Source organism: Lipingzhangella halophila (genome assembly GCF_014203805.1).
Taxonomy (GTDB): domain Bacteria; phylum Actinomycetota; class Actinomycetes; order Streptosporangiales; family Streptosporangiaceae; genus Lipingzhangella; species Lipingzhangella halophila.
This window is the reverse complement of the sequence record NZ_JACHJT010000001.1, coordinates 1605796-1626096: the sequence shown is the minus strand read 5'-3', so window position 1 is coordinate 1626096 and position 20301 is coordinate 1605796. Positions and strand designations below refer to the sequence as shown.

At 65.6% G+C, this 20301-nt stretch carries 15 protein-coding genes and 1 pseudogene; 7 read left to right on the top strand and 9 right to left on the bottom strand.

Annotated features, from left to right (window positions below):
* Positions 1 to 10: 10 nt before the first annotated feature.
* Positions 11 to 517 carry a transposase gene (locus tag F4561_RS07355; protein WP_184576032.1) on the bottom strand — a complete coding sequence of 169 codons (507 nt, stop codon included), beginning with the start codon at positions 515 to 517 and terminating at the stop codon, positions 11 to 13.
* 206 nt (positions 518 to 723) lie between these two features.
* Entirely contained in the window at positions 724 to 1551 is an 828-nt protein-coding gene (locus F4561_RS07350; protein ID WP_184576030.1) for a transposase family protein, read from the bottom strand.
* A gap of 431 nt (positions 1552 to 1982) precedes the next feature.
* Here F4561_RS07350 and F4561_RS07345 point away from each other — a divergent pair, with 431 nt between their 5' ends.
* From F4561_RS07345 to F4561_RS31975, 3 genes are all read left to right on the top strand, one after another.
* Complete coding sequence (locus F4561_RS07345; protein WP_184576028.1) at positions 1983 to 4757, top strand: hypothetical protein; 2775 nt, start codon at positions 1983 to 1985, stop codon at positions 4755 to 4757.
* 403 nt (positions 4758 to 5160) lie between these two features.
* The gene (locus tag F4561_RS07340; RefSeq protein WP_184576026.1) at positions 5161 to 5508 is read left to right on the top strand and encodes a helix-turn-helix domain-containing protein; all 348 of its coding nucleotides are present in this window, start codon (positions 5161 to 5163) and stop codon (positions 5506 to 5508) included.
* Between the two features lie 495 nt (positions 5509 to 6003).
* Complete coding sequence (locus F4561_RS31975) at positions 6004 to 6306, top strand: integrase core domain-containing protein (protein ID WP_221445396.1); 303 nt, start codon at positions 6004 to 6006, stop codon at positions 6304 to 6306.
* Between the two features lie 153 nt (positions 6307 to 6459).
* Here F4561_RS31975 and F4561_RS07330 read toward each other — a convergent pair whose 3' ends face one another.
* Positions 6460 to 7023 (bottom strand): dihydrofolate reductase family protein, encoded by a 564-nt coding sequence (locus F4561_RS07330; protein WP_184576024.1) that lies wholly within the window; start codon positions 7021 to 7023, stop codon positions 6460 to 6462.
* 528 nt (positions 7024 to 7551) lie between these two features.
* Positions 7552 to 8301, bottom strand: a complete 750-nt coding sequence (locus F4561_RS07325) for a hypothetical protein (protein WP_184576022.1) — start codon at positions 8299 to 8301, stop codon at positions 7552 to 7554.
* Positions 8302 to 9043: 742 nt separating this feature from the next.
* Between F4561_RS07325 and F4561_RS32400 the strand changes: the two genes are divergently transcribed.
* Both F4561_RS32400 and F4561_RS32395 read left to right on the top strand, forming a co-directional pair.
* Positions 9044 to 9625, top strand: coding sequence for a hypothetical protein (locus F4561_RS32400; RefSeq protein WP_246437158.1), 582 nt, complete (start codon positions 9044 to 9046; stop codon positions 9623 to 9625).
* A 52-nt stretch (positions 9626 to 9677) separates the two neighbouring features.
* Positions 9678 to 10361 (top strand): pentapeptide repeat-containing protein, encoded by a 684-nt coding sequence (locus F4561_RS32395; RefSeq protein WP_246437157.1) that lies wholly within the window; start codon positions 9678 to 9680, stop codon positions 10359 to 10361.
* 217 nt (positions 10362 to 10578) lie between these two features.
* Here the strand turns inward: F4561_RS32395 and F4561_RS07315 are convergent, their stop codons facing one another.
* From F4561_RS07315 to F4561_RS07305, 3 genes are all read right to left on the bottom strand, one after another.
* The gene (locus F4561_RS07315; RefSeq protein WP_184576019.1) at positions 10579 to 10806 is read right to left on the bottom strand and encodes a hypothetical protein; all 228 of its coding nucleotides are present in this window, start codon (positions 10804 to 10806) and stop codon (positions 10579 to 10581) included.
* Positions 10807 to 11779: 973 nt separating this feature from the next.
* Positions 11780 to 12646: a hypothetical protein gene (locus tag F4561_RS07310; protein ID WP_184576017.1), complete on the bottom strand. Its 867-nt coding sequence runs from the start codon at positions 12644 to 12646 to the stop codon at positions 11780 to 11782.
* A complete protein-coding gene (locus F4561_RS07305; protein ID WP_184576015.1) occupies positions 12639 to 13886 on the bottom strand; it encodes a KAP family P-loop NTPase fold protein in 1248 nt (415 codons plus the stop codon). Before F4561_RS07305 ends, F4561_RS07310 begins: the two co-directional genes overlap by 8 nt.
* A 97-nt stretch (positions 13887 to 13983) precedes the next feature.
* Between F4561_RS07305 and F4561_RS07300 the strand changes: the two genes are divergently transcribed.
* Together F4561_RS07300 and F4561_RS07295 are read left to right on the top strand one after the other, a co-directional pair.
* Positions 13984 to 14268 carry a hypothetical protein gene (locus F4561_RS07300; protein ID WP_184576013.1) on the top strand — a complete coding sequence of 95 codons (285 nt, stop codon included), beginning with the start codon at positions 13984 to 13986 and terminating at the stop codon, positions 14266 to 14268.
* 325 nt (positions 14269 to 14593) lie between these two features.
* Positions 14594 to 15055 (top strand): annotated as a pseudogene (locus F4561_RS07295) (transposase); the annotation flags it as partial.
* Positions 15056 to 15097: 42 nt separating this feature from the next.
* Here the strand turns inward: F4561_RS07295 and F4561_RS07290 are convergent.
* Positions 15098 to 16210, bottom strand: a complete 1113-nt coding sequence (locus F4561_RS07290; protein ID WP_221445395.1) for an ISAs1 family transposase — start codon at positions 16208 to 16210, stop codon at positions 15098 to 15100.
* Between the two features lie 732 nt (positions 16211 to 16942).
* Complete coding sequence (locus F4561_RS07285; RefSeq protein WP_184576011.1) at positions 16943 to 20218, bottom strand: type I restriction-modification system subunit M; 3276 nt, start codon at positions 20216 to 20218, stop codon at positions 16943 to 16945.
* Between the last annotated feature and the right edge of the window lie 83 nt (positions 20219 to 20301).

The following is a 20301-nucleotide window of genomic DNA, read 5'->3' as shown; positions in this document are numbered from 1 at the left end:
GGGGGTGGTGCTATCCGAGGAGGATGCGGTGGCGGAGGAGGGGGAAGCGGGCTTGGCCGTACATCTGGCGTTGGAGCATCTTGGTTTTGGTGTTCACGCCTTCGGTTCTGCCGTTGTGGAAGTCGAGGGTGAGACCGGCGACGACGGCGTCGTGGTCCTGTTCGAGGCCGCGGACGAACGAGTGCAGGTGCGGCAGGTCTGGTGCTTGGACGAGGACGGTCCGTTCCTTGAGCCCGGCTTCGTTGCGCTCGTCGGGGGCAAGGAGGGCTGCGAAGTCTCTGACCAGGTCCGCGAGGACACGCATCTCAGGACAGGAAGCGGTCAGCTTCTCGACGGTCGCGGCCTGGCGCTCGGTGAGCCGGTCAGGGCGGGTCACGAGCAGGCGCGTGGCGCGCCGCGGGGACAGATGCGGCTGGTCATCCAGGTGGCGTTGCTGGTTCAGGTAGCGGTAGAGCAGGTTCTGGGAGCCGTCATAGCCCTGCTCGCGGATCTCACGCAGCAGCTGCTGCACGCTCACGCCGGGGTTCTCCTCGCGCCGTCGGCGCAGGTGATCGCGGTAGGGGGTCGACCAGGCAGGCGCGGTACTTGGGGACGCGGGCGATCTTTTCCGGCTCCTCGGCGCGGACGTAGCGCTTGACGGTGTTCAGCGCCAGGCCCAGGCGGCGGGCGCAGTCCAGGAATCCGACGCCGGCCTCGCGCGGGTCGTGGACCTGCTGCCAGCGTTCACGCGTGGTCCGGGCCAGCCTGCCCGTCCGCAGCCCTGTAGCTCCCGACCAGCACGCACTGTGCGCGGCGACCTCCTTGCCGACCGCGTCCGCCAGACCGTGCCACAGGTGCCACCAGTCGGCGACCTGCACCGCGCCGGGAAGCGCCTCCCGCAGCCGCCTGGGCATAGACCCTCGACCCGTCACGGCATACCACCTCGACCCCGGGATGCCTCCGCAGCCGGTCGGCCACAGCCTCGGCGCCGCGGCCCTCGATGACATCGACACGCTTTCCGGTGGTGGCCTCGATCAGCGCCGTGGCATACACCTGTCCTTTGCGGAAGGCGAACTCGTCGACTCCGACCACACGTGGGCTGGGTGGTTGCGGCTCGGGAAGAGAGAGCACCTGGCGGAGCAGGGTGCTGCGGCTGATGGGTACGGCCAGGTGGCCGGTGAGCAGCCGGGCGGCGGCGCGACCGGCCAGAGCCAGCCCGGTGGCGGCCAGGGCGATGCGCAGGCGCTCGGTCCAGCGCCCGTGGCGGCGAGTCAGCCCCGGCACCTGCTCGACGAAAGTCCGACGCGAGCACGTGGGGTGCGTGCAGCAGAAGCGGCGGACCCGCAACCGCAGCCGGACCGCGCGGCCGGCCGCGGGCAGGTCGGCGGGATGGCGCTGGTAGGTGCCGTGGATGCGGCGCGAGGACGCGCCGCAGTCCGGGCAGGACGCTTCGGTGGTGAGCGATTCCGCCTCGATCGACAGCACGTTGCCCACATCGTCGGCCTCGAAGGACGTGATGTCGATAGTGTCGGGAAACAGTAGGTCTTCGAACTGGATCGCCGCGTTCGTCATGGAACGCGACCCTGGCCGAAGCGTTCAGACCCAGGAGGAGGATCCCGGTAACCACCCGGAACCCGCATCGCCTACTTCACGCTCAGTGACCGCTCCACACAAAGTGATCCAGAACCCCTCGTGGTACTCGACCACGCCAGCAGTCCGGACCGCTACGAACTGGGGATCCTGTTCGCCCGCCGGAAACGTCTCGATCCGAACTGGTCCACCGGCGCACCTGACGTAGCCGCTACCAGGTCGAGTTCGCCCTTGTGGAGCGGGGCTGGTATAACCACCACCGGCTGCGCTCGGCAATCGGCAGCGTACCGTCGGCCGAGTACGAAGCCACCTTCTACCGTTCGAGTACCGCCCCGGCATCGATCGGCGCCCGGTAAACCCGACTGAACAAAACTCGGGGCAGCTCATCAATGTATGTGCGGCACACTGAGCGTGTGAGCGACATCGAACGTGCTAGCCCGATCACACACAGGCGGCCAGCCGACACCACCGTGCGTGAGCTGTTCGGCAGTGCCGTACGGTGCGGATTTCCTGACTGTCGGGAGCCGCTGTACCGGACCAGCGATCAGACTGGCCGTCGGCTGCCGAACGTCAAGGTCGCTCACATCCATGCCCGCCGTGCGAACGGTCCGCGGTGGGACAGCGGCTTGTCTGAGGCGGAGAATCGCAGCATCGACAACTTGATCCTCATGTGTGCGCCGCACCACGACGAGATCGACGACGCTCCCGACTGGTTCACCGCCGAGATGCTGCGCGAGTGGAAGCGTCACCAGGTCCGCGACGCTGAGGCCGCTGCGGCGGCGCCACTGCTGACAGATCAGGAGGCTGCCGAAGTCTCGCGGAGGTCGTTCGGCGTCGACGAGGTGGTCGAGGCTGTTGCCGACCTGCTGCCGTTCACCGCCCGATCGCGGTCGCGCGGTCAGACCCTGGAATTGGAGTGGCGTCGTGCGTCGGCGCGCAGGCAGGCACGGCTTGTCACTGTGCCCGAGTCCCGCAGGGAATCGGTACTGGAGTGGATGCAGGAACGGCCGCCACCCGCGGTGGTCGTCCCAGAGGGGCAATTGCGAGTGCTGGTTGGCCCTATGGGTGCGGGCAAGAGCGAGATGGCGGCCCGGTGGTGGGAGGAGGGGCTAGGAGTAGCTGCCGACGACGAGCGTGTCGAGGTCCCAGTATGGCTAGAGGCCCGCACACTGAACCCTGTAGGGCTGTCGGCTGCGGTCACCGACGCGCTCGGAGGCGACCCCAGCCGGCCGGTTCGCGTCGTCATCGACGACCTCACCCGCCTCCCCATAGCCGAGGCCAACCGGCTGCTGAATGATGCACGCGAACTCGTCGCGGTCTGGCAGCGCATGCGCATACTGGCAACCAGCCGACCCGGCCCGTATCTCGCCGAACAGGAACAGGTCAACGTCGTTGCCTGGCCCGCCAGCCAGGGAGCTGAACTGGTCCGTCTCATCGTCGGCGACGATGCACTGCACGGCATATGGACACCGGAGAGCGAGGATCTGCTGACCCGCCCACTGCTTGCCGTCGCGCTCGCTGCTCACCTCGCTGGCGGCCATACCGCGCGGGTGTCGCCTGCCAAGTTGCTGACCGAGTTGGCCATGACCATCCTTGAGCGCGAGCGCCCGCGAGACCTCGATCGCTCGTGGGACCTGATGACTCGCCTGGCCGAACGCATCATCACGACCCAGGGCGCCGTTCTCCCCAGCGATTTGGGCTTGTCACAACCGCACGTGTGGCCACTCACCGACAGCGGCCTGGTCATCTACGATGCCGCAGGGTTGCGGTTCGCGCTTTCGGTCTTCGAGCAGCGTTTCGGTGCCGAAGCACTTCGCACCGGGATCGTCGATGTTGACGACGCTGCCTCCGCCGAGAGGTTCCCGCTCTGGCGCTACCCGCTCGCCTACGTCGTGGCCATCAGCCGCCCGGAGGTCGCCGACACTCTCCTGTTCCACCTCGCGCTTGCCAACCCCGGGGCTGCCTCCTGGGTCCTCGATGAAATCGCCCGCATACCCGGCGCCCATCAGGGGGCGCCCAGAGGTCGCCCTTGGGACAGGGTTCACGCCGGGCCGGGCGAGACCGAACCGGCGTTGCGGGCCGGGCGCTGGCTGCGTGACGCTGTCGAAGCATTCCTGGCGGGCTTCGGTGACTGCGGGACGCACCTGGCTCGGCACTACGACGGCCACCTTGTTCAATGGGGAGTGCGGATTGTCGAAGATCCCCTGCGGGGCGCCGGCATGGTGCTCACCGAAGCCCGGGACAAGGCGGTCCCTGACCTGGTCACTCACGTTGTCGAGCCCCATGACAACTTCCGCATCGACGAATGGAGCGCCCGGACGTCGTTCGAGCTGCCGACCGGGCCACTCGACCGTTGGCGGTGGGCCCGCTCACGGCTGCGAAACCAACTGGCTTCCCTGATACGGCGAAGGCGGTTGTCCGTCCCCGATGCCTCCCCGCTGGCGACCGAACGAGAATGGGTACTTGCCCGACACATCTTCCGTCTCCACTACCACCGCAGACCTCCCACGCTGATCCCCGTTGAGGACCTCGCCCTGGCCATCGAACAGATGATGGCCAAAGTGAATCAGTCTGTTCACTCAAGGTGGACTAACGGCTCCGCACATGTCGACTCCAACGATATTCGTTGGATGCACGCTCGCCTGGCCCGCCATATCGGCACCCATCTAAGGCCTCCGCGTCCCGCCCCTGACCGGGTTCCGACGGGCACCGCGCATTGGAGGTGGCGCGCGTATTCGCCCGAACAAACACTCACGATTACCACTCAAGTGTTCCAGGATGCACTCGCTGGATACCACGATCTAGTCTCGGAAAATTTCTCCACCTTCGGTGCCGCGCTCGGCTTGTTCAGCAACCTTCCCGTCCGCGCGGAGGGCAACGTAATCATGAATGATGCCGACCCGGATCACGATGACGCAGTCTGGTACACGTTGAAACCCAACTCCACCGCCTCGCCACAATCCCCCGGCGCTATCTTCACTATCGCCAACTCACCCAAGCCTCTCCACGATGGTTCCTCAACCACCGCAATGCCGGGCCGGCGATCAGCCTTCCACCGTCCGACTGATCGCTTGACCTCACCCCTGACCGGAGATGATCTGGCTGCTACCAACCTCGCTTACCGCTGGCTAGTCACCGACCTTCAGACACTCGGCTGGTGGTCAGGACCGTTCCCCGGGGACAAGTGACCTTCCTACTGCCCCTTCCTCCGAACGGACACGAACGCAATCAGCAAAGGCCCGCTGTCACCGGCGTTCGACAACGGGCTCTGGCACGGACTCGGTCAAGTCCGACTCTGCTCCGATCAGGCGGCGAATGGTGGTAATCAGACCTGGCCCGGACCCGTGACCAGGCGGAGAAAGGCGAGGCCACGGACTGCTTGAGGTCGGTCCGGCCTCCTTTCGCCTGCGGCGGCTACCGTCTCGGCGGCATCCTCGCCAAGCTCACCACCGACGCTCACGTCCGCGGCTCGGCCCCGACGGCATCGAACCACGCCGTGACCCGTTCGGTCGTCTGATCGACGGCGTCCCCGTGGAGTGCGTCAGACTTCGTGGCAGGGCCCGAAGTTGACTGGTCACGAAGGGTGTCTGAGTGAGCAGATCGCAGAAGCCGTCCCGGCAGATGTCCGTGGACGAGCAGATCCAGGTCGTGTTGGCGGTGTTGAAGAGCGAGTTGTCGCTGGCCGAGGCGGCGCGCCGGCATGGTGTTTCCTCGGCGACGGTGGGGAACTGGCGGGACCAGTTCGTCGACGCGGGCAAGGCAGACATGGACCGGTCGCTACCCGGCCCGGACGGCGGTCAGTCGCAGACAGAGCGGCGGCTCCGCACCGAGTGCAAAGAGCTCAAGCTCGCCCTGGCGGAGGCGACGGTGCAGCTGCGGATCTGGCAGAAGGGCTCGGAGTACATCGGCTCCGTCCCTTCGCCGACCTCGAGGCCCTAAGAGCGACACATCGCGTGTCGGTGTCGAGGTTCGCAGCACTGGCCGGGATCCCGGAACGCACCTACTGGCGGCGGCTCGCCCGGCACCGCGCCGGCGATCCAGCCAAGGGCCCATGGCCGGCGCCGAAGGCCGACGCGGTCGAGGCGACCGCAGCCAAGTACGCGGCGGACTGGCCGGCCTGGGGGCACCGCAAGATCGCCGCGATGATGCGCGCCGACGGCTGCGAGGTGTCCACCTCGACCGTGGAACGGGCGCTGCGCCGCCGCGGGCTGCTGCTGCCGTCCGGGTTCCGCGCCGACCGCAGATCCTGGGCACGGCTACGTAAGCGGGTATTCCGCGACCCGCCGAGGCAGCGGAACCGGGTCCGGCAGATGGACTTCTCCGAGTTCGAGACCGCCCGGGGCGGGATCTGGCGGATCTGCGGGGTGATCGACTACGCCACCAAGTACTGCCTCGCGGCTACTGTCACGCCCACGTCTCGCGGCGCCGATCGCGGTGGTCACCGACAACGGCCCATGCTTCCGCGGCGGCACCTTCGCCGAGGCGTTCACCGGCGACGAACCGCTGCTCCGACACGTCCGTACCAGGGTGAGGAGCCCGCGGACCAACGGCGTGGTCGAACGGTTCTTCGGCACCCTGAAGTACGAACACCTCTACCGCGCGATCATCGGCGACGGCGATGCCCTCGCCGTCGAGATCAACCTGTTCCGCCACACCTACAACACCCTCCGCCCCCACCAGACACTCGACGGCCGGACGCCGCGACAGGCGTACCTCACCAGCCGGGAGAGCCAGTAGCCACCGGTCCGGTCGTCCGTTAGGGGATCCCTGTCCGGACGGATCGTCTGCGGTGAAGAACAGGATCCGGCAGGGACGTCACGATCGCCTCGGAACACAGCGCCACGAGATCATCGGGTGGCCCGAAGCCCGCTCTGATCCGCCGTCGGGCACTCAGCGCCTGGTCTCGTACCTGGTCAGCACCACGCCGTCGAGAAACGTCCGGGTCTCCACCAGGCTCAGGTTCACCCAGTTGTCCAGGGCTGTGAAGAACGGCGTGCCGCCGCCCACCAGGACCGGATGGGTGACGACCGCGTACTCGTCGATCAGCCCGGCCCGCATGGCCGCCGCGGCGAGTGTGGCACCGCCGATGTCCATGGGGCCGCCGTCGTCGGCCTTGAGCCTGGTGATCTCGGTGACCGCGTCGCCGGTGACCAGACGGGTGTTCCAGTCGACCGTGCTGGTCGTCGAGGAGAACACCACCTTCGGCATGTCCCGCCAGCGGCCGGCGAACTCGATCGTCGCCGGTGTGGCGCCCGGCTGCTTGTCGGCGGTCGGCCAGTGGGAGCTCATCGTCTCCCACAGTTTGCGCCCGTACAGCGCCAGGCCCGTCGCGTCCACCCGGTCGGACCACCACTGGAACAGCTCGTCGCTCGGCACGCTCCAGCCGAGGTCGTCGCCGGGCGCGGCGATGTAGCCGTCCAGGCTCAGGTTCATGCCGAAGGTCAGTTTCCGCACGGTGTCAGCCTCCCGTGAGTCGGTATTCGGCGTACAGACCAGCACGGCGCGCAAAAATCATCGGTCAGGCCACACCGAGGGCCAGTTGACCACCACGCCAAGCGGATGCTCCGTACGGAAAGGAACCTCCGGCGTACCGGCGGGTCGAGACGAGCCCGCCACCACCGCTGTGACCTGCGCTGTCGCAGATACCCCGTGCGGTGAAAATCTCACTAACCGGAGGCTGGACATACACGTACTGAGCCCAGCTATACCAAGATCAAACCCTGCCAACTCCTTGACGCATGACACCCGGACAACCGTCGCTCGTAGTTCTGCTCGCCGGACGCATCAGGCTTCACGGCCAGAGGCAGGTCGGCCGCCCGTCGCCAGCGCACTTTTTGGAATCGGGAGCGGTGCAGGGTCCGCCCTGGCACACTCGACGGCCGTGCCGGGTCGTTTCGAACTCACCGATACCGAGTGGGCTCCGCTCGCCCCGCTCATGCCCGCCGATACGCCCAGGCGGCCGATGGGCCGACCACCGCCGCGTCATCGATGCGATCCTCTACCACACCAGAACCGGCATCCCCTGGCGCAATTGACCCGAGCGCTACGGCCCTGGGAGACCGCGCGGCCGGGCGCCACCGCCGTTGATCCAACATCGGCACCTGGTAGCGCATCGCCGACCGGCTGCGCATCGACGCCGCCACCGGCGAGGATCTGACCGCCGAGATCGACTCCATCACCGTACGCGCCCACCAGCACGCCGCCGGAGCCATGCTCTGCATCCTCCCTCGAATCAGAGCCTGCACAGAAACCCAAGGCGCAACACCTCACGTGTGTAGCACGGTCATGTGGCCATGCGGCCCGTGTCACGAAGGACGAATGAGACGAGGAGGCGAGCCGCACGAAGAGATAGTCGACTGCGGCATCTGTGGGGAGCTCGTGTCTGTCGTGCTCGTGGTGGCGAATGAGGAACGTGTTGCCGATCTTCGTCAGTGCCGTAAATTCCACGTTCAGCAGCTCGCTGAATGATTCGGAGCCCGATGCGGCGCGTGTGATCAGCCGGTCGGCTGACAGTGACTTGCGCCACCCGCCACCGCCAAGTTCGAGCGTCTTGAGCCGCTCGAAGGCGTCCCAGAGCTTCTCAAGAGCGTCGCGCCTGTCGGTCGGGGCCCTGGATAGGAAGCGTGCCATGGCGTCGTTGAGCTTGTCGTCGAGCTGGCAGTCCCCGGTCGAGGGCCTGAACTCGGAGATCAGCGGACGAGCCTCAGGCGGTCCGAGCCTCCGCACGCGCATGTCGTCACCGACTGTGAACGCAATGCCGTTCCTCGTGAAGAGTAGATCGATGGCCTTCTGGAACTGAATCTGCCCTGGTGTCAGCTCGCGGCCAAAGAGGGGGTCGTGTCGCTGCTCCTCGAACGAGTAATGAGTGTGGCCGAAAAATCTGTGGGCCGTGCGAACTGGCTGATCGATGTAGAATCCAGTGCCATGGTGGTATCCGGCGCCTTATGCGGGTCGAGCAGTGCCCAAGTCCGCTCCAGCATGCTGGCCGATGAGGAAGGCTAGCAGAATTCGTTGATCTTGGAGTCCTGATCTTCACCAGGCGCAGCACGCGGCTCGCTCAGCCCAGGGACATGGGCATTGAGGGAACGGAGGAACAGCTCCTCGTCCGTGCCAATCGGCCAGGGTCGTCCTGACAGCCGTACCGGGGAAAGGCCCGTGCGAGCGACCCGTCGTCTATCCACTGCCGGATCAAGATGGTCAGGCCGACCCATACCTCGGTACTGATGGTCTCGCTGACGCGCGGCTTCCCTTGTCTCTCGCGGTCGGAGTAGAAGACGTTCTCGGTCACGGGCGTAACCGTGGCAGCAGACCATGCGTTCTTTCAACCGAGTTTGCCAGTGCAGTGACCGGAAACGTTCGCCCGATTGGGTGCACGGTGCCGGGTTGACTACACCGCGCAGTCAACCGCCGGGCAGCGTGACCGGCAGAGGCAAGCTGCGCCCTGGATTCGGTGATCCGGGCTACGGTTGCCGCCATGTCCCTCGATTCCTCCAACCCGCCGGACGCTTCCGCCGAGCCGTCCGGGCGCCGCGGCATGGCGCGGCCGCTGTCGCAGGCGCGGGAAGCGAAGGTGTGGCCGGTCGGCTGCGCCTTGCTGGCGATGATCGGCATCACGGCACTGCTCGTCGTCCTGCTGGCCTGCGCCGGGCTGGTGCTGATGGGGGTGCAGCGAATGAAACCCGAACCTCAGCTGACCCCGCAGACCGCGTTTGACCTTCTCAAGCTGGCCTTCGCGGTAGTCGCCGGTCTGGGCGCGGTGGTCGGACTGGTCGTGGCTTACCGCCGACAGCGGGTCCTGGAAGATGGCACGCGGCGAGCCGAGGCGGCTGATCGCCGTGCCGAGCAGGCCGAGGAACGCGAAGGGACCCGGCTGTTTACCGAGCGCTTCACCACCGCCGCGGCTCAGCTCGGCGACGAACAGCCCGCCGTGCGCCTGGCCGGGGTGCACGCCCTGGCACACCTGGCCGACGACGCCCCCAGCCGCGACCTTCGGCAGATGGTCATCGACGTGCTGTGTGCCTATCTGCGCATGCCCTACGAAGCCGCCCCGGGTTGATCTCCCCGAGGATGCCTCTGCGGAAGAGCGCGCTGAGCACCGCCGACGCCAGTTGGAGTTCGCCTCGCTGCGGGAGGTCCGCCACACCATTATCCGCACCATCGGCAACCGTCTGCGCGAGGACACTCCCTGGCGCGGCCACGACTACGACTTCACCGGGGTCATCTTCGACGGCGGCGACATGCATGGGGCTCACTTCACTGGGGGCACAGTGTCCTTCTTCGGCTCCAAGTTCGTGGGTAGCCAGTTCGCCTTCAGCGCCGCCAAGTTCACCGGCAGCTCCGTGGTCTTCACCATGGCCGAGTTCGCTGGTGCTGCGGTGAACTTCGATCACTCCGAGTTCGCCGGCGCCACGGTGAACTTCCGCGATGCCGCATTCACCGGCGGCAGTGTGTCCTCTTACGGTGCCCGATTCATCGGTGGCAGGGTCGACTTCTTCGGCGCCCGTTTCGCTGATGGCAAGGTACTCTTCAACAATGCACGTTTCACCGGCGGCATTGTGTCCTTCAACCGGGCTACGTTCATCGGCGCCACGGTCTTGTTCGACCGCGCCAGCTTCGCTGGTGGAACAGTGTCCTTTGACCGTGCCCGGTTCGTCGACGGCCAGGTGTCCATTCGGTATGACCAAAACATGCCCGAACCCGATGCCGCGATGTGCCCAGAAGGACTGCTGGATGCCGAGGCCGCAGGACGGACAGGAGTGGTTCGCCTGCCCGATACATGGAAGCTGGATTGAGCGGACCGGACGCGTACCGCGTCCGCGACGCGAGCGGCGCAATGAGTGCGAGCCCGAGGCCGTCCCTCGGCCCGCGTCGCCAACCGCAACGACCGGCGACGCCACCTGTCCGGAGCACCGGAGGTCAACCGGCGGGTCCGCACGGTCCTCTGCCGGCGACAGATGGCGCGCACGCGGCAGACGTTCAGGTGCCCGACGGTGTCTCTAGCATCGCGGTCTACTCGCCGTCATAGGTCTCGCCTCCGAAGCGCGCCAGTGCCGCCCGCAATCCAGTGAGGGCCGCGCGGCTCTCCGCACTGCCCGAGCCCAGACGCAGGGACAACACATAGTGGTAACCGGGGTAGGTTACGCTCTCCCCCGCCGACAGGCCGGCGTCCTTGGCTGCGATTTCGTCTTCGAACTCGGCGAGGAGATGAACAGTGCCGGAGGAGTGCACCAGGCGCACGTGCGAAACTCTGCTCCAGGAAACCGAACGGGAACCATGCACCCGGCCCGGTCACTTCCTCTCCAAGGAAAGACGGTGATGGCATCGGCGTCCACGACGAGCAGGGACCTGTCCGGCTTTTCGAGTAGCGCCCCGAAGAGGGCATGCGCCACCGTGAGCCCCACAGCGACGATCCCACCGGTCCCTACATACTGCTCTTGAATCTGTACCTCGGACCAACCAACGAGACTCCACAGCGCAGGAGCGACGAGGAAAACGAAGAGCGCAGCCGCGAACCCGGAGCGGATCGCTACTGTGACCCGTGCTTTGAAACGCGCAGGCCATGGCATCAACTCGACCTCAACGGCTCCCTTTACACTCACTGGCCCAGAGCGCATTGCGTTCGTATCCCGGGGGATGCGCCCTCGCGCGCAGCATCCCCTCGTCTCGGGGCAGCGGCTTGGGCCAGAGCCACGCCGAGGGAGGCCACCGCCACCACGAAAGACCCTGCTCCTGCCGCCCACGACAGCGTTTCCAGATCCGATAGGTACAGCACCAGCGCCAGCCCTGCACACGCCGCCGGGCTCGAACCGCCCGCCCACCATCGCCATCGCATGGACGCACTCTGCACACCCGTCCGCTGCCGCACGACCGGCTTGCCGCATGCGGTCAAGCGCTACCCGCACCGGTACTTTCGCATCTACTTGGCAGGCTTCGGCGGTACCCCGCCGGTCACAGGCCTCGAACTCCCTCTCGGGAACGAGCACCGACCTCACACAGTCGGGCATGGACGGGTTCTTCCGCCGCAGTGTGCGGCCGGGTGGGGCAGCGAAGCAAATGCGGTGAGGTACAGCTCGTCATAGAGCTGCTCGCTGCTCCGCTGGAAAAGTTCGCTTCCGCTGGAGCTGCCCGCCAGTAGGGACCCAAAGCCAGGAGGGCGCATGCGTGCCGGCGGTGGAATCTCAAGCATGTTGATGCTGACCCCACGGCATATCTACGGGCTCGCATCGTCCGTTCCCCTATGACGCGACAGGGACCGGACAAGGTGGTCCTCGTAGGGCCCGAGATGTTCGGGGGAGTTCCGATGCTTGTCGAGTTCGGTATCGAGTCGTTGAGACCCGATAAGAAAGGCAAGGGCCTCGGTCTCCTCCGCGTCGACCTCACGGAATGGGGCGGTGCGTTCCGGCCGGAGGCGCGTCAGCAGAGGCAGCACATCCCACACACCTTCGTCCAGACGCTGACCGATCCACTCACGAGCTCCCCAAGGATCGGTATGCCACCACCCCCAGATCAGGCGAATCTCTTCTGGGGAGAGGTCTGCGGCCGGTCGGCTTCCCGCCGGGGCGAGATGGCCCCTGATGCGATGGCCGAGCCGCCGCTCTGCATCACGGTACTTCCCCGTCGAAGCGGCGGGCTCCACCGTGTCGGCCTCCTTGTTGAGGTGGTGAAAGGCGGCACAGGCAAGACGTGCCCCGTCTGGGGTAGAGGCCATGCGCTCCAGGACATCAGCCACTTCGGGCACCTGAACGTCGGCGAGAAGATCGCCTGCGACAACCTCGGCACTGCGCTCAGGCGTCAGTAGCCCGCCCATCTCCGAATCGCTTTCGAGCTGCCCGAAGTTATCGGCTAGCACCTGCAAGAGTTCCCTGGAAGGAAGCCTTCCCCCTTGATCACGACGGTGGTGGACGCGCCGGGCCATGCGCTGGGTATCCTGCCGAATTCGCGCCACGAACGCCTCCAGTTCACCCCCTACCTGCCCCGCACCCAGTTGCTCCAAGGCACTGTTGAACGCGCGCTCCGATAGGTCGTCCTCGGGAATCCCGAAGACGAAGTAGCGGTCGAAATGATCATCGCTACCCACACCCCGCCGGCGGGCCGCCCCCCAGGAATCGCCGGTGCGAAACTCGACGGGGAACAAATTTTGGAGTAGACGAAGAACACCGGTGAGGTGCTCCTCGGCGACACCCGCTTTCTGCAAGCGTGGTTTCCACCGCTGCTCCAATTCCTCCGGGCGCATCCCACGCGCGCTCGAGGTCCATATCGCTCCCGGTGAGCGCCCCGCGAAACTGCGCCATGAGGCGGTAGACGCCCGGCTCGCTCGTCCTCAGGAACGTCACCAGCAGGAAGTCACACAGATCGACCTCGCCGGCCAGCGGACCGAGCGTGGCGTCGGCCTGGGCGAAGAACCGCTTGATCGCGCGCGGTGTCGTCAACCGGCTTTGGAGATGCCGAAAATACGCGAGGGAGAAGCGATTCTTCTCATCGTCGGACATCTCCACCTGGTGGGACCTCTGTAAGAGTTCCAACGATTGGTTGATCATTGCCGCGGCATCTCGCTCCCGGAACGCAGGCAGGTCGAGGCGCACCTGGATGATCTTTTCGAGGAACTCGCGGGCTCTCTGGGGATCGTCGCCCACCAGGTCGCTGCGACAGAGGACGTCGATGAGTGTCTGCTCGTCGAAGCTGACGAGGTAGTAGACGTTGGGCAGGTTCCCGACGAGTCGGATCAGTTTGAAGACGATCAACAACTCCCGCGGAGTGAGGCGGTCCACGTCGTCCATGACCACCAAGACGGGCAGACCCGCATCCCGCAGCGCGTCGGCGGCTCGCGCCTTCGTGGCGGAGGCGCTCACGTCTCCCCGCACACGTTCGAAGAGCCACGCGGAAAGAGCTGAGGCGTCCATCCCTGCAAGGGCGCCGAGCTTGCCAACAGGGCTGATCGCTATCCCGAATTCGCCTATTTTCTGCCGTAGCTCGCCCCAGCGGTCGTCCGTCGGGAGAGCCGCACGTAGCTCCCCGAACAGGGCCGCGGCCAGTGACTCCACCTCGCTGTACATCCACGGGTTCAGTTCGGCGACCGACCAGCTCGTGGTGTTCCCATCGATTGCAGAGTCCCTCAATGCCTGCATGATCATGTTGAGCACGGTGGACTTTCCCGCACCCCACGGGCCGATCATCGCCAGGACGCCGGACTCGCTCTGGTCGCGGACTCGGTCGAGCAGCTGCAGAGCGTGCTCGGCGTAGCGCCTGCGGCCCAAAAGGTCGGGAGTCCCGGTGCTGTCGCCGGCCGGTCCATCGTCGAAGAAGCGCGGAGTCGTCATCGGCCCATCCTGGCGCGAGTCCCTAGCCGCTAGAAAGCGCCAGCCGGGCACGGCCTCTTTCGGCCGACAGCTGGTTTCGCCTGGCGGCAGCGAGTGGGTGACGGTGTCGGCGCTGGCCGCCAGAGTAGTCGTGGTGGTGATGGTGGCCGATCCCCCGCACCCGGTGGTGCTAGGTGTCGTGGTCGCCACGGACATGGTGGTATACATCCTCGGTGACCGGCTGACACCGCAGGGGGCGCCGCTCGCCTGGCCGCTGCGCCACCAGGGGAAGCACTGGTGGATGTTCCGCTCCCCGCTCGCGTTCCGCGCCGGCGACTGCTGGCAGGAAACCCTCGTGCGGTGGGTGTGCTGGGCAGGGCCCCCACGGCCGTGCTCGCAGTGATGACGTGAACGGCTCACCACACCATCGTTCGGTTTGCATTCCGCCCAGATATGGCCAAACCCCAACACATCCAGAACTACCCAGCGTAACCTTAAACTTAGAGGGCGTTTAGGTAGTGCTGCTGCCGTTAAGTCGTTCTTGTGGCCAGGGGCTTTCGGTCGGAATTGCACTGTACGCATCTCTTCGTGCGCCCCAATGCGCGGTCCCGGGGCGCCTGTTTACTCCGCTCCTGGCACCCGGATTCCGTCTGGTTTGTTGATGCGGCAGAAACGCCCACCCCGTCAGATGACGCCATCGGCGGCATCCTCCGTGTAAGAGCATCTCCATGAGCCAGCGCAAGCCGTACCCCAGCGACCTGTCCGACGCCCGGTGGGCCTTGATCGAGCCGACCCTGACCGCCTGGCGGAAAGCCCGACTCGACCGCAGGCCGACCGGTCAACCGGCCACAGTCGAACTGCGTGACGTGTTCAACGCGGTCCTCTACGTCAACCGCACGGGAATTCCCTGGAAATACCTCCCCCACGACTTCCCCGCACACGGCACCGTCTACGCCTACTACGCCGCCTGGCGCGACGAGGGAATCTTCGCCGAGCTCAACTACGACCTCACCAGCCTGGCCCGGGTGAAGGAGGGGCGCACGCCCGAACCGACCGCCTCCGTGCTCGACACCCAGAGCGTGAAGACCTCCCCCAACGTGCGCCTGACCAGCCAGGGAACGGACGCCGCCAAGAAGATCACCGGCCGGAAGCGGGGCATCCTCACCGACACGATCGGGCTCCTCCTCGCCCAGGGGTGATTCAAAGTCGTTGATCGCTTGAGTTCTCGCTGGTCAGGCGAGCCCGATGAGATCGAGCGGGTGGGTGAAGCACGCGTAGGAGACCCACCGGATCGCGTCGGGGATGGTCGGGCGCTTCAGCGCGGAGAGCAGGAGCGCGGCCAGGCTGCGCAGCGCGGCGAGGTTGGCCGGACCGTGGCCCGTGCGGACTTTGCAGGCGTCCTCGGCGAAGGTGGAATCGCGGACATGATGCAGCGCCTCGATCGCCCAATGGCCGCGCACCAGCCCGCCCAGCCGGGCGGCCCCGGCCCGCTCGGCCGGAAGGCTGGTGACCGCATAAGCGCAGGTCCATGACACCTCTCCGGTGCGCAGGTCGGTGACGTGGCGGCGGATACGCACCGCTTGGACCGCGTGGGGAAACCCGAGGACCTCGATGCTCAGCGCTTTGACGGTGCGGGTCTCGGCCCGGCCGTGTGCGCGGTGGCGGTCGGTGTCGCCCGTGGGCGCCTGCGCCCACGGCAACCTCGTGACCTGTTCGAACAGCGAGGGCTGGTTGCGCTTGACCGTGAGGATGTAGTCGGCCCCGCGCTGCTCGGCGAGGTAGCGGGCGGTGGAGGTCTGGGTGTGCAGCGCGTCGGCGGTGACCACGGTGCCGTCGATGTCGAGCGGACCCAGTAGATCCTCGACGGCGGCGATCTCGCTGGTCTTGCCTGCCACGGGGACCTGGGCGGCGATGCGGCCACCGGGAGCCAGAGCCGCAAGGACGTGGGTGGCCGCCTGCTGAGCGGTGGCCGATCCGCGCAGCGTCTCGCCGTCCAGAGCCAACACGGCGGTCGAATCGGGGCGGGCCAGGGCGGCCACGCCCGCCGGTGTGCAGGCCAGAAGGACTCGTCGGATGGTGGAGGTGCTGGGCGCGGTGCGCAGGCCCAGTTCAGGATCGGTGATGCGGCATCCCAGGCGGGTGCGGGTGTGCTGGGGCGTGTTGGCGGCCCACTGTCCGATCGCGCGCAGGGAGCGGGATCCGCACAGCAGGGCGCACAGCGCGATGACCAGTACGGTGCCGATCTCATGGCGGATGCCGCGTTCGTCGCGCGGATCGTCCACGGCGGTGAGGCGTTGGGCGAGGTCGCCGACGGCGGGCTGGGGCGTGGCAGACTGGTGGGGCAACGGAGTTCCTGTGGAGCCGGAGAGTGATGTCCCCGCGCTTCTACAGGGGCTCCGTTGTTGTATGTCGGCTGATCGCCGCGATCGTCATGACGTCGTGACCTGCGTGAAGCCGTCACACCACCGACTTTGAATCAGCCCTGGCTAGAGAGGGGCAGATCCCCGAACTCGTTTCCTTCGTCCGCGGCCTGGTCCGCGGCGGGGACGCCGTCGTGGCCGGGCTGAGGCTGCCGCACAACTCCGGAGCGGTCGAGGGGCACGTCAACCGGGCTCAAGATGGTTAACCGCGAGATGTGGGCTCGCCGAACCCGACCTGCTGCGCAAGCGGGTACTGCTCGCCGCGTGAGCTGGTGAAATCCAGGCTTCACAAAATTCGAGCCAGAGCAAGTTTCCTCTACTGACACCATGGAAAACACGCGAGAAATTGTCCACAGAGATCTTCGAATGGATAGCACATTGAAACAATCCCCATGGGCCTCACTCCAATATCGGAATACGCAGTCCTATCACGTTCGAAGGGCTCAATCTGCCCTCTGGCACCCGCGACTGACTTCACTGATGGCCTCTACACAAGCGGGGAATCTCATGCTCTAGATCTTCTCAACGACGGGTGCCTCCGACCCCGCCGGGGGTGTCAAGGTCCTCCCTGAAGTGCCCCAGCGTCATGGAATTTCGACCGGTCGGAGCTTCTCCATCGGTGGAATTTTACAGTCTTTATCGAAGGGAACTTCCAGGTCAGGGATTCTTACCCCCTGTTCCACGCGTTGTGGAGTAGGAGATCTTGAGTGAATGCTCCTCAAGACTGTGGAGGATTACCTGGTCGCCCTGCACCCGGTCGAGTAGGAACAGCTCCCGTGTCCGACAGTCCGTGCACAGATCGACCGTGGCCAACGGCCACAGGTCAACAGGCTTGACTGCCCGGGTGCTGTGGACATAGACCCGCTCGGGGCGCAGTGGGTGAGCGGTCGACCAATCGAGCAGTTCCCAGCTGGGATGGCTTCCGTGTAGACGCGACCCCACTATCCGGAAGGAGGATTCGTCGACGTACTCACAGCGTTCCACCCAGAGCCAGTTGGCGTCCGATAGCCAGTTGACCGAACTGAGGGCCGAGAGGACGAGGGGTTCGAGTAGTTCCACCTCATCGCTGAGTTCGTGGTCCCTGCGGATCCCCTGCGAGTGATGTGAGCGATTGCGGAAGTCTTTGATCTGTTCCAGGAGTGTTCGGGTGGTCTGCTCCTGGAGTTCTGCTAGTTCTGGGAGGCGGGGCGTCCCTACGTTACTCAGCAGCTGGTCGAGGAGCCGAGTCCAGGTAGCGAATGTCGCCCCGTTGTAGAAGTTCCCGCGGAGATTATTGGTGAACCCGCGCAGCGTGATGAGTTCACTAAGGGCAAGAAGACCCAAGGTTCGCGCTATACCTTCACCGAGTTTGAGTAGCCCGTCCTTCTGCTCGGAAGGATGGGTGCTGACCCGGTAGCGGCGGGCCAGGGCAGATATGTGAAACGGATAGCTGGATTCTGCCCTTGACACAGGGTCGTTGAGAGGACGGATCAATTGTTCGGCGAGTCGCGCCTCGCGGGCGATGAATCGCGTGGCTGTGCGGATGTCCTCGCTGACGGTCGCAGTGCCGGCGAAGACGTTGGGCAAAGTTCCTTCGACTGCGTCCCGTAGGGCGCGGCGGTTCTCTTGCACATCGTCCAATAGAGAATCGACCTCACCGTCGATGACCAGGTCCACCGGGACGGGGGTGTCGAGAATATCCCGGGCCAGTGGGACGGCGGCATTGTCATTGCGGTAGTTGAGCCATTCGCACAACACACGGCTGTGCCCCTGAACTGGGTGCAGCACAATCTGCGAAGTGACCGCGTCGCCGAAGTTCGGGGGCAAGAGCCGCCAGTTGCCAACGCGCCCCACGAGATCACCGCCCGAGCACGGGGTCATTTCCGAATCGTCGAGTTCTGCATCCGGCAAGTCCAGGACCGAGTCGACACTGTGCAGGTATGATGCGATGAGGTGCTTCGGCGGGTCCGGCCTTTCCTCGTCGGGCTTCGGACGGTGTAGCTTGACACGTCGGGTCTCCTGCTCGACGAAGTTCCGCAGCGGTTCGAAGGGGCCATCGAGTTCCGCCAGGTAGAACTGCGAGGGCGGGATCGCGCACCCCAGGCGCTCCTTGTCGTTGTTAATCCAGGCGCCAGAAGTGTGGGGCAGGATCTTGTTTCTGAGGTATTCGTCCGGATCGTCCTGGAGCTGCAGAACGACTCGGTCACGCAGCTCAGGGTCAGGTTCGGGTCCGGCTCGGAGTCGCTGTACCTCTCCTGCGTCGTCGCGCACCCCGATCGCCTTGCGGACGGCCTTCTCAAAGGCGGTCCCTTGCGGCCAGCTCTGGCCAACGGCTCTTACGGCATGCCGCAGCGCCGTGAATGCCTCGGCCTTCGTGTCCCACGTCGTCCCGATGAGTTCGTCCAGCGCCGACAGCAGGGCCTCAGGGTCATCGGCTTGCTGTACCCGCCGCAGGCCGGCGAGTTGATCCAATCCCTCCTGCGTGAGTTGGAAACGCAGTCGTAGTGGGTGCTCGATGGTGATCTCGCGGTACAGCAAGTCCTGGTTGTGCACGACGTGTACTCGGTCGCGCGGGGAACTGCTGGGTGCAGTGGTGGACGACGCCTCGCCGTAGAGTCGGACGATATTGGCGATCTGGTCGGGCCCGAGGTATTTACGCTTGCTGCCCACTGTCCGTCGCATCTTCTGCCAGTGGTCCTGGGCCTTGACCAGAACCACCCGACTTTGGCGGTTGTTTCTCTTGCGGTTGGTCAGGATCCAGAGGTAGGTGTCGATACCGGTGTTGTGGAAGAGCTGATCAGGGAGGGCGACGATACCTTCGAGCAAGTCGTTCTCGACGATCCACCTCCGGATCTCCGACTCGCCCGAGCCAGCACTACCGGCACGCATCGGGGAAGCGGTGAAGAGAACCGCGACACGGCTTCCACCGCGGCCGAAGTCGTCCACCGGCTTCATTTTTGCGAGCATGTGCTGGAGGAAGAGCAGGGACCCGTCGTTGATGCGAGGCAGGCCAGCACCAAAACGGCCTTCGTAGCCGAGTTGCTCGTACTCGGTGTGGACGGCTTCCGCACTCGTTCTCCATTCGATCCCGAAAGGAGGGTGTGCCAGCAGATAGTCGAAGCGTTCGTCCGGAAACCGGTCCTCGACCAGCACATTCCCAAGCTTTATCCGGTCGGGGTCGTCCCCGCTCATCAGTCGGGCGGAGCTGGCGACCGCCCAGGACTCGGGGTTGAGTTCCTGGCCGTATCGGAGAACACGTGCCTGAGAGGTTTCGCTGAGGATGTGGTCGGCTGCCTCACCAAGCATGCCGCCCGTCCCACAGGCCGGGTCATAAACTTTCCGCACCGGGCCGGGAACGTGTCGAGTCGGGTCGGACTCGGCCAGGAGGGCAGCCGCCAGCCGACCGACATCATGAGGGGTGGTGTGCTCGCCGCTCGTCTCACTCGCCTGGTCATCGAAACGCCGTACGAGCTCCTCAAAGATGTGCCCCATCTCACGTGAGGTGAGGGCTGGCCCCAAGTCCAGCGCGAGGAAGTGGTCGAGGGTCTTGGTGAGTATCTCGGCGTCGTTCAGCCGCCAGATGGTGTGTTCGAATTGGAAGCCCTCGATCACCTTTCTGACGTTTGGAGAGAACCCGCCAACGTACTCAAGCAGGGAATGCGCGGCGTTCCGTGGTGCGTTGGCTACGTCCGCGAGCGCGATAGCGCTGGTGTTGTAAAAGAGATACTGGGAGGCGCTCCGGAGTTCGGCGTGCTGATCCGGGTTTCTGTCGTCGCCCAGTGCTTCCGCGGGGGCGAGCACGTCTCTCCGAGTCGAGGCGAGCACGCAGTCGAGCCGACGCAACACGGTGAACGGCAGCACGATTCTGCCGTACTCAGAGACCTTGAAGTTGCCACGGAGCAGATCCGCCACCGACCAGATACGGGTGGGCAACTGCGTCAGCGTGTCACTCATGCGCCCTCCTTACGGTAGCGACGAAGCTCCCTCCGCCCACGGCCAAGAGATAGACTACGTGGACGAGAAGCGGGGGCGCACCG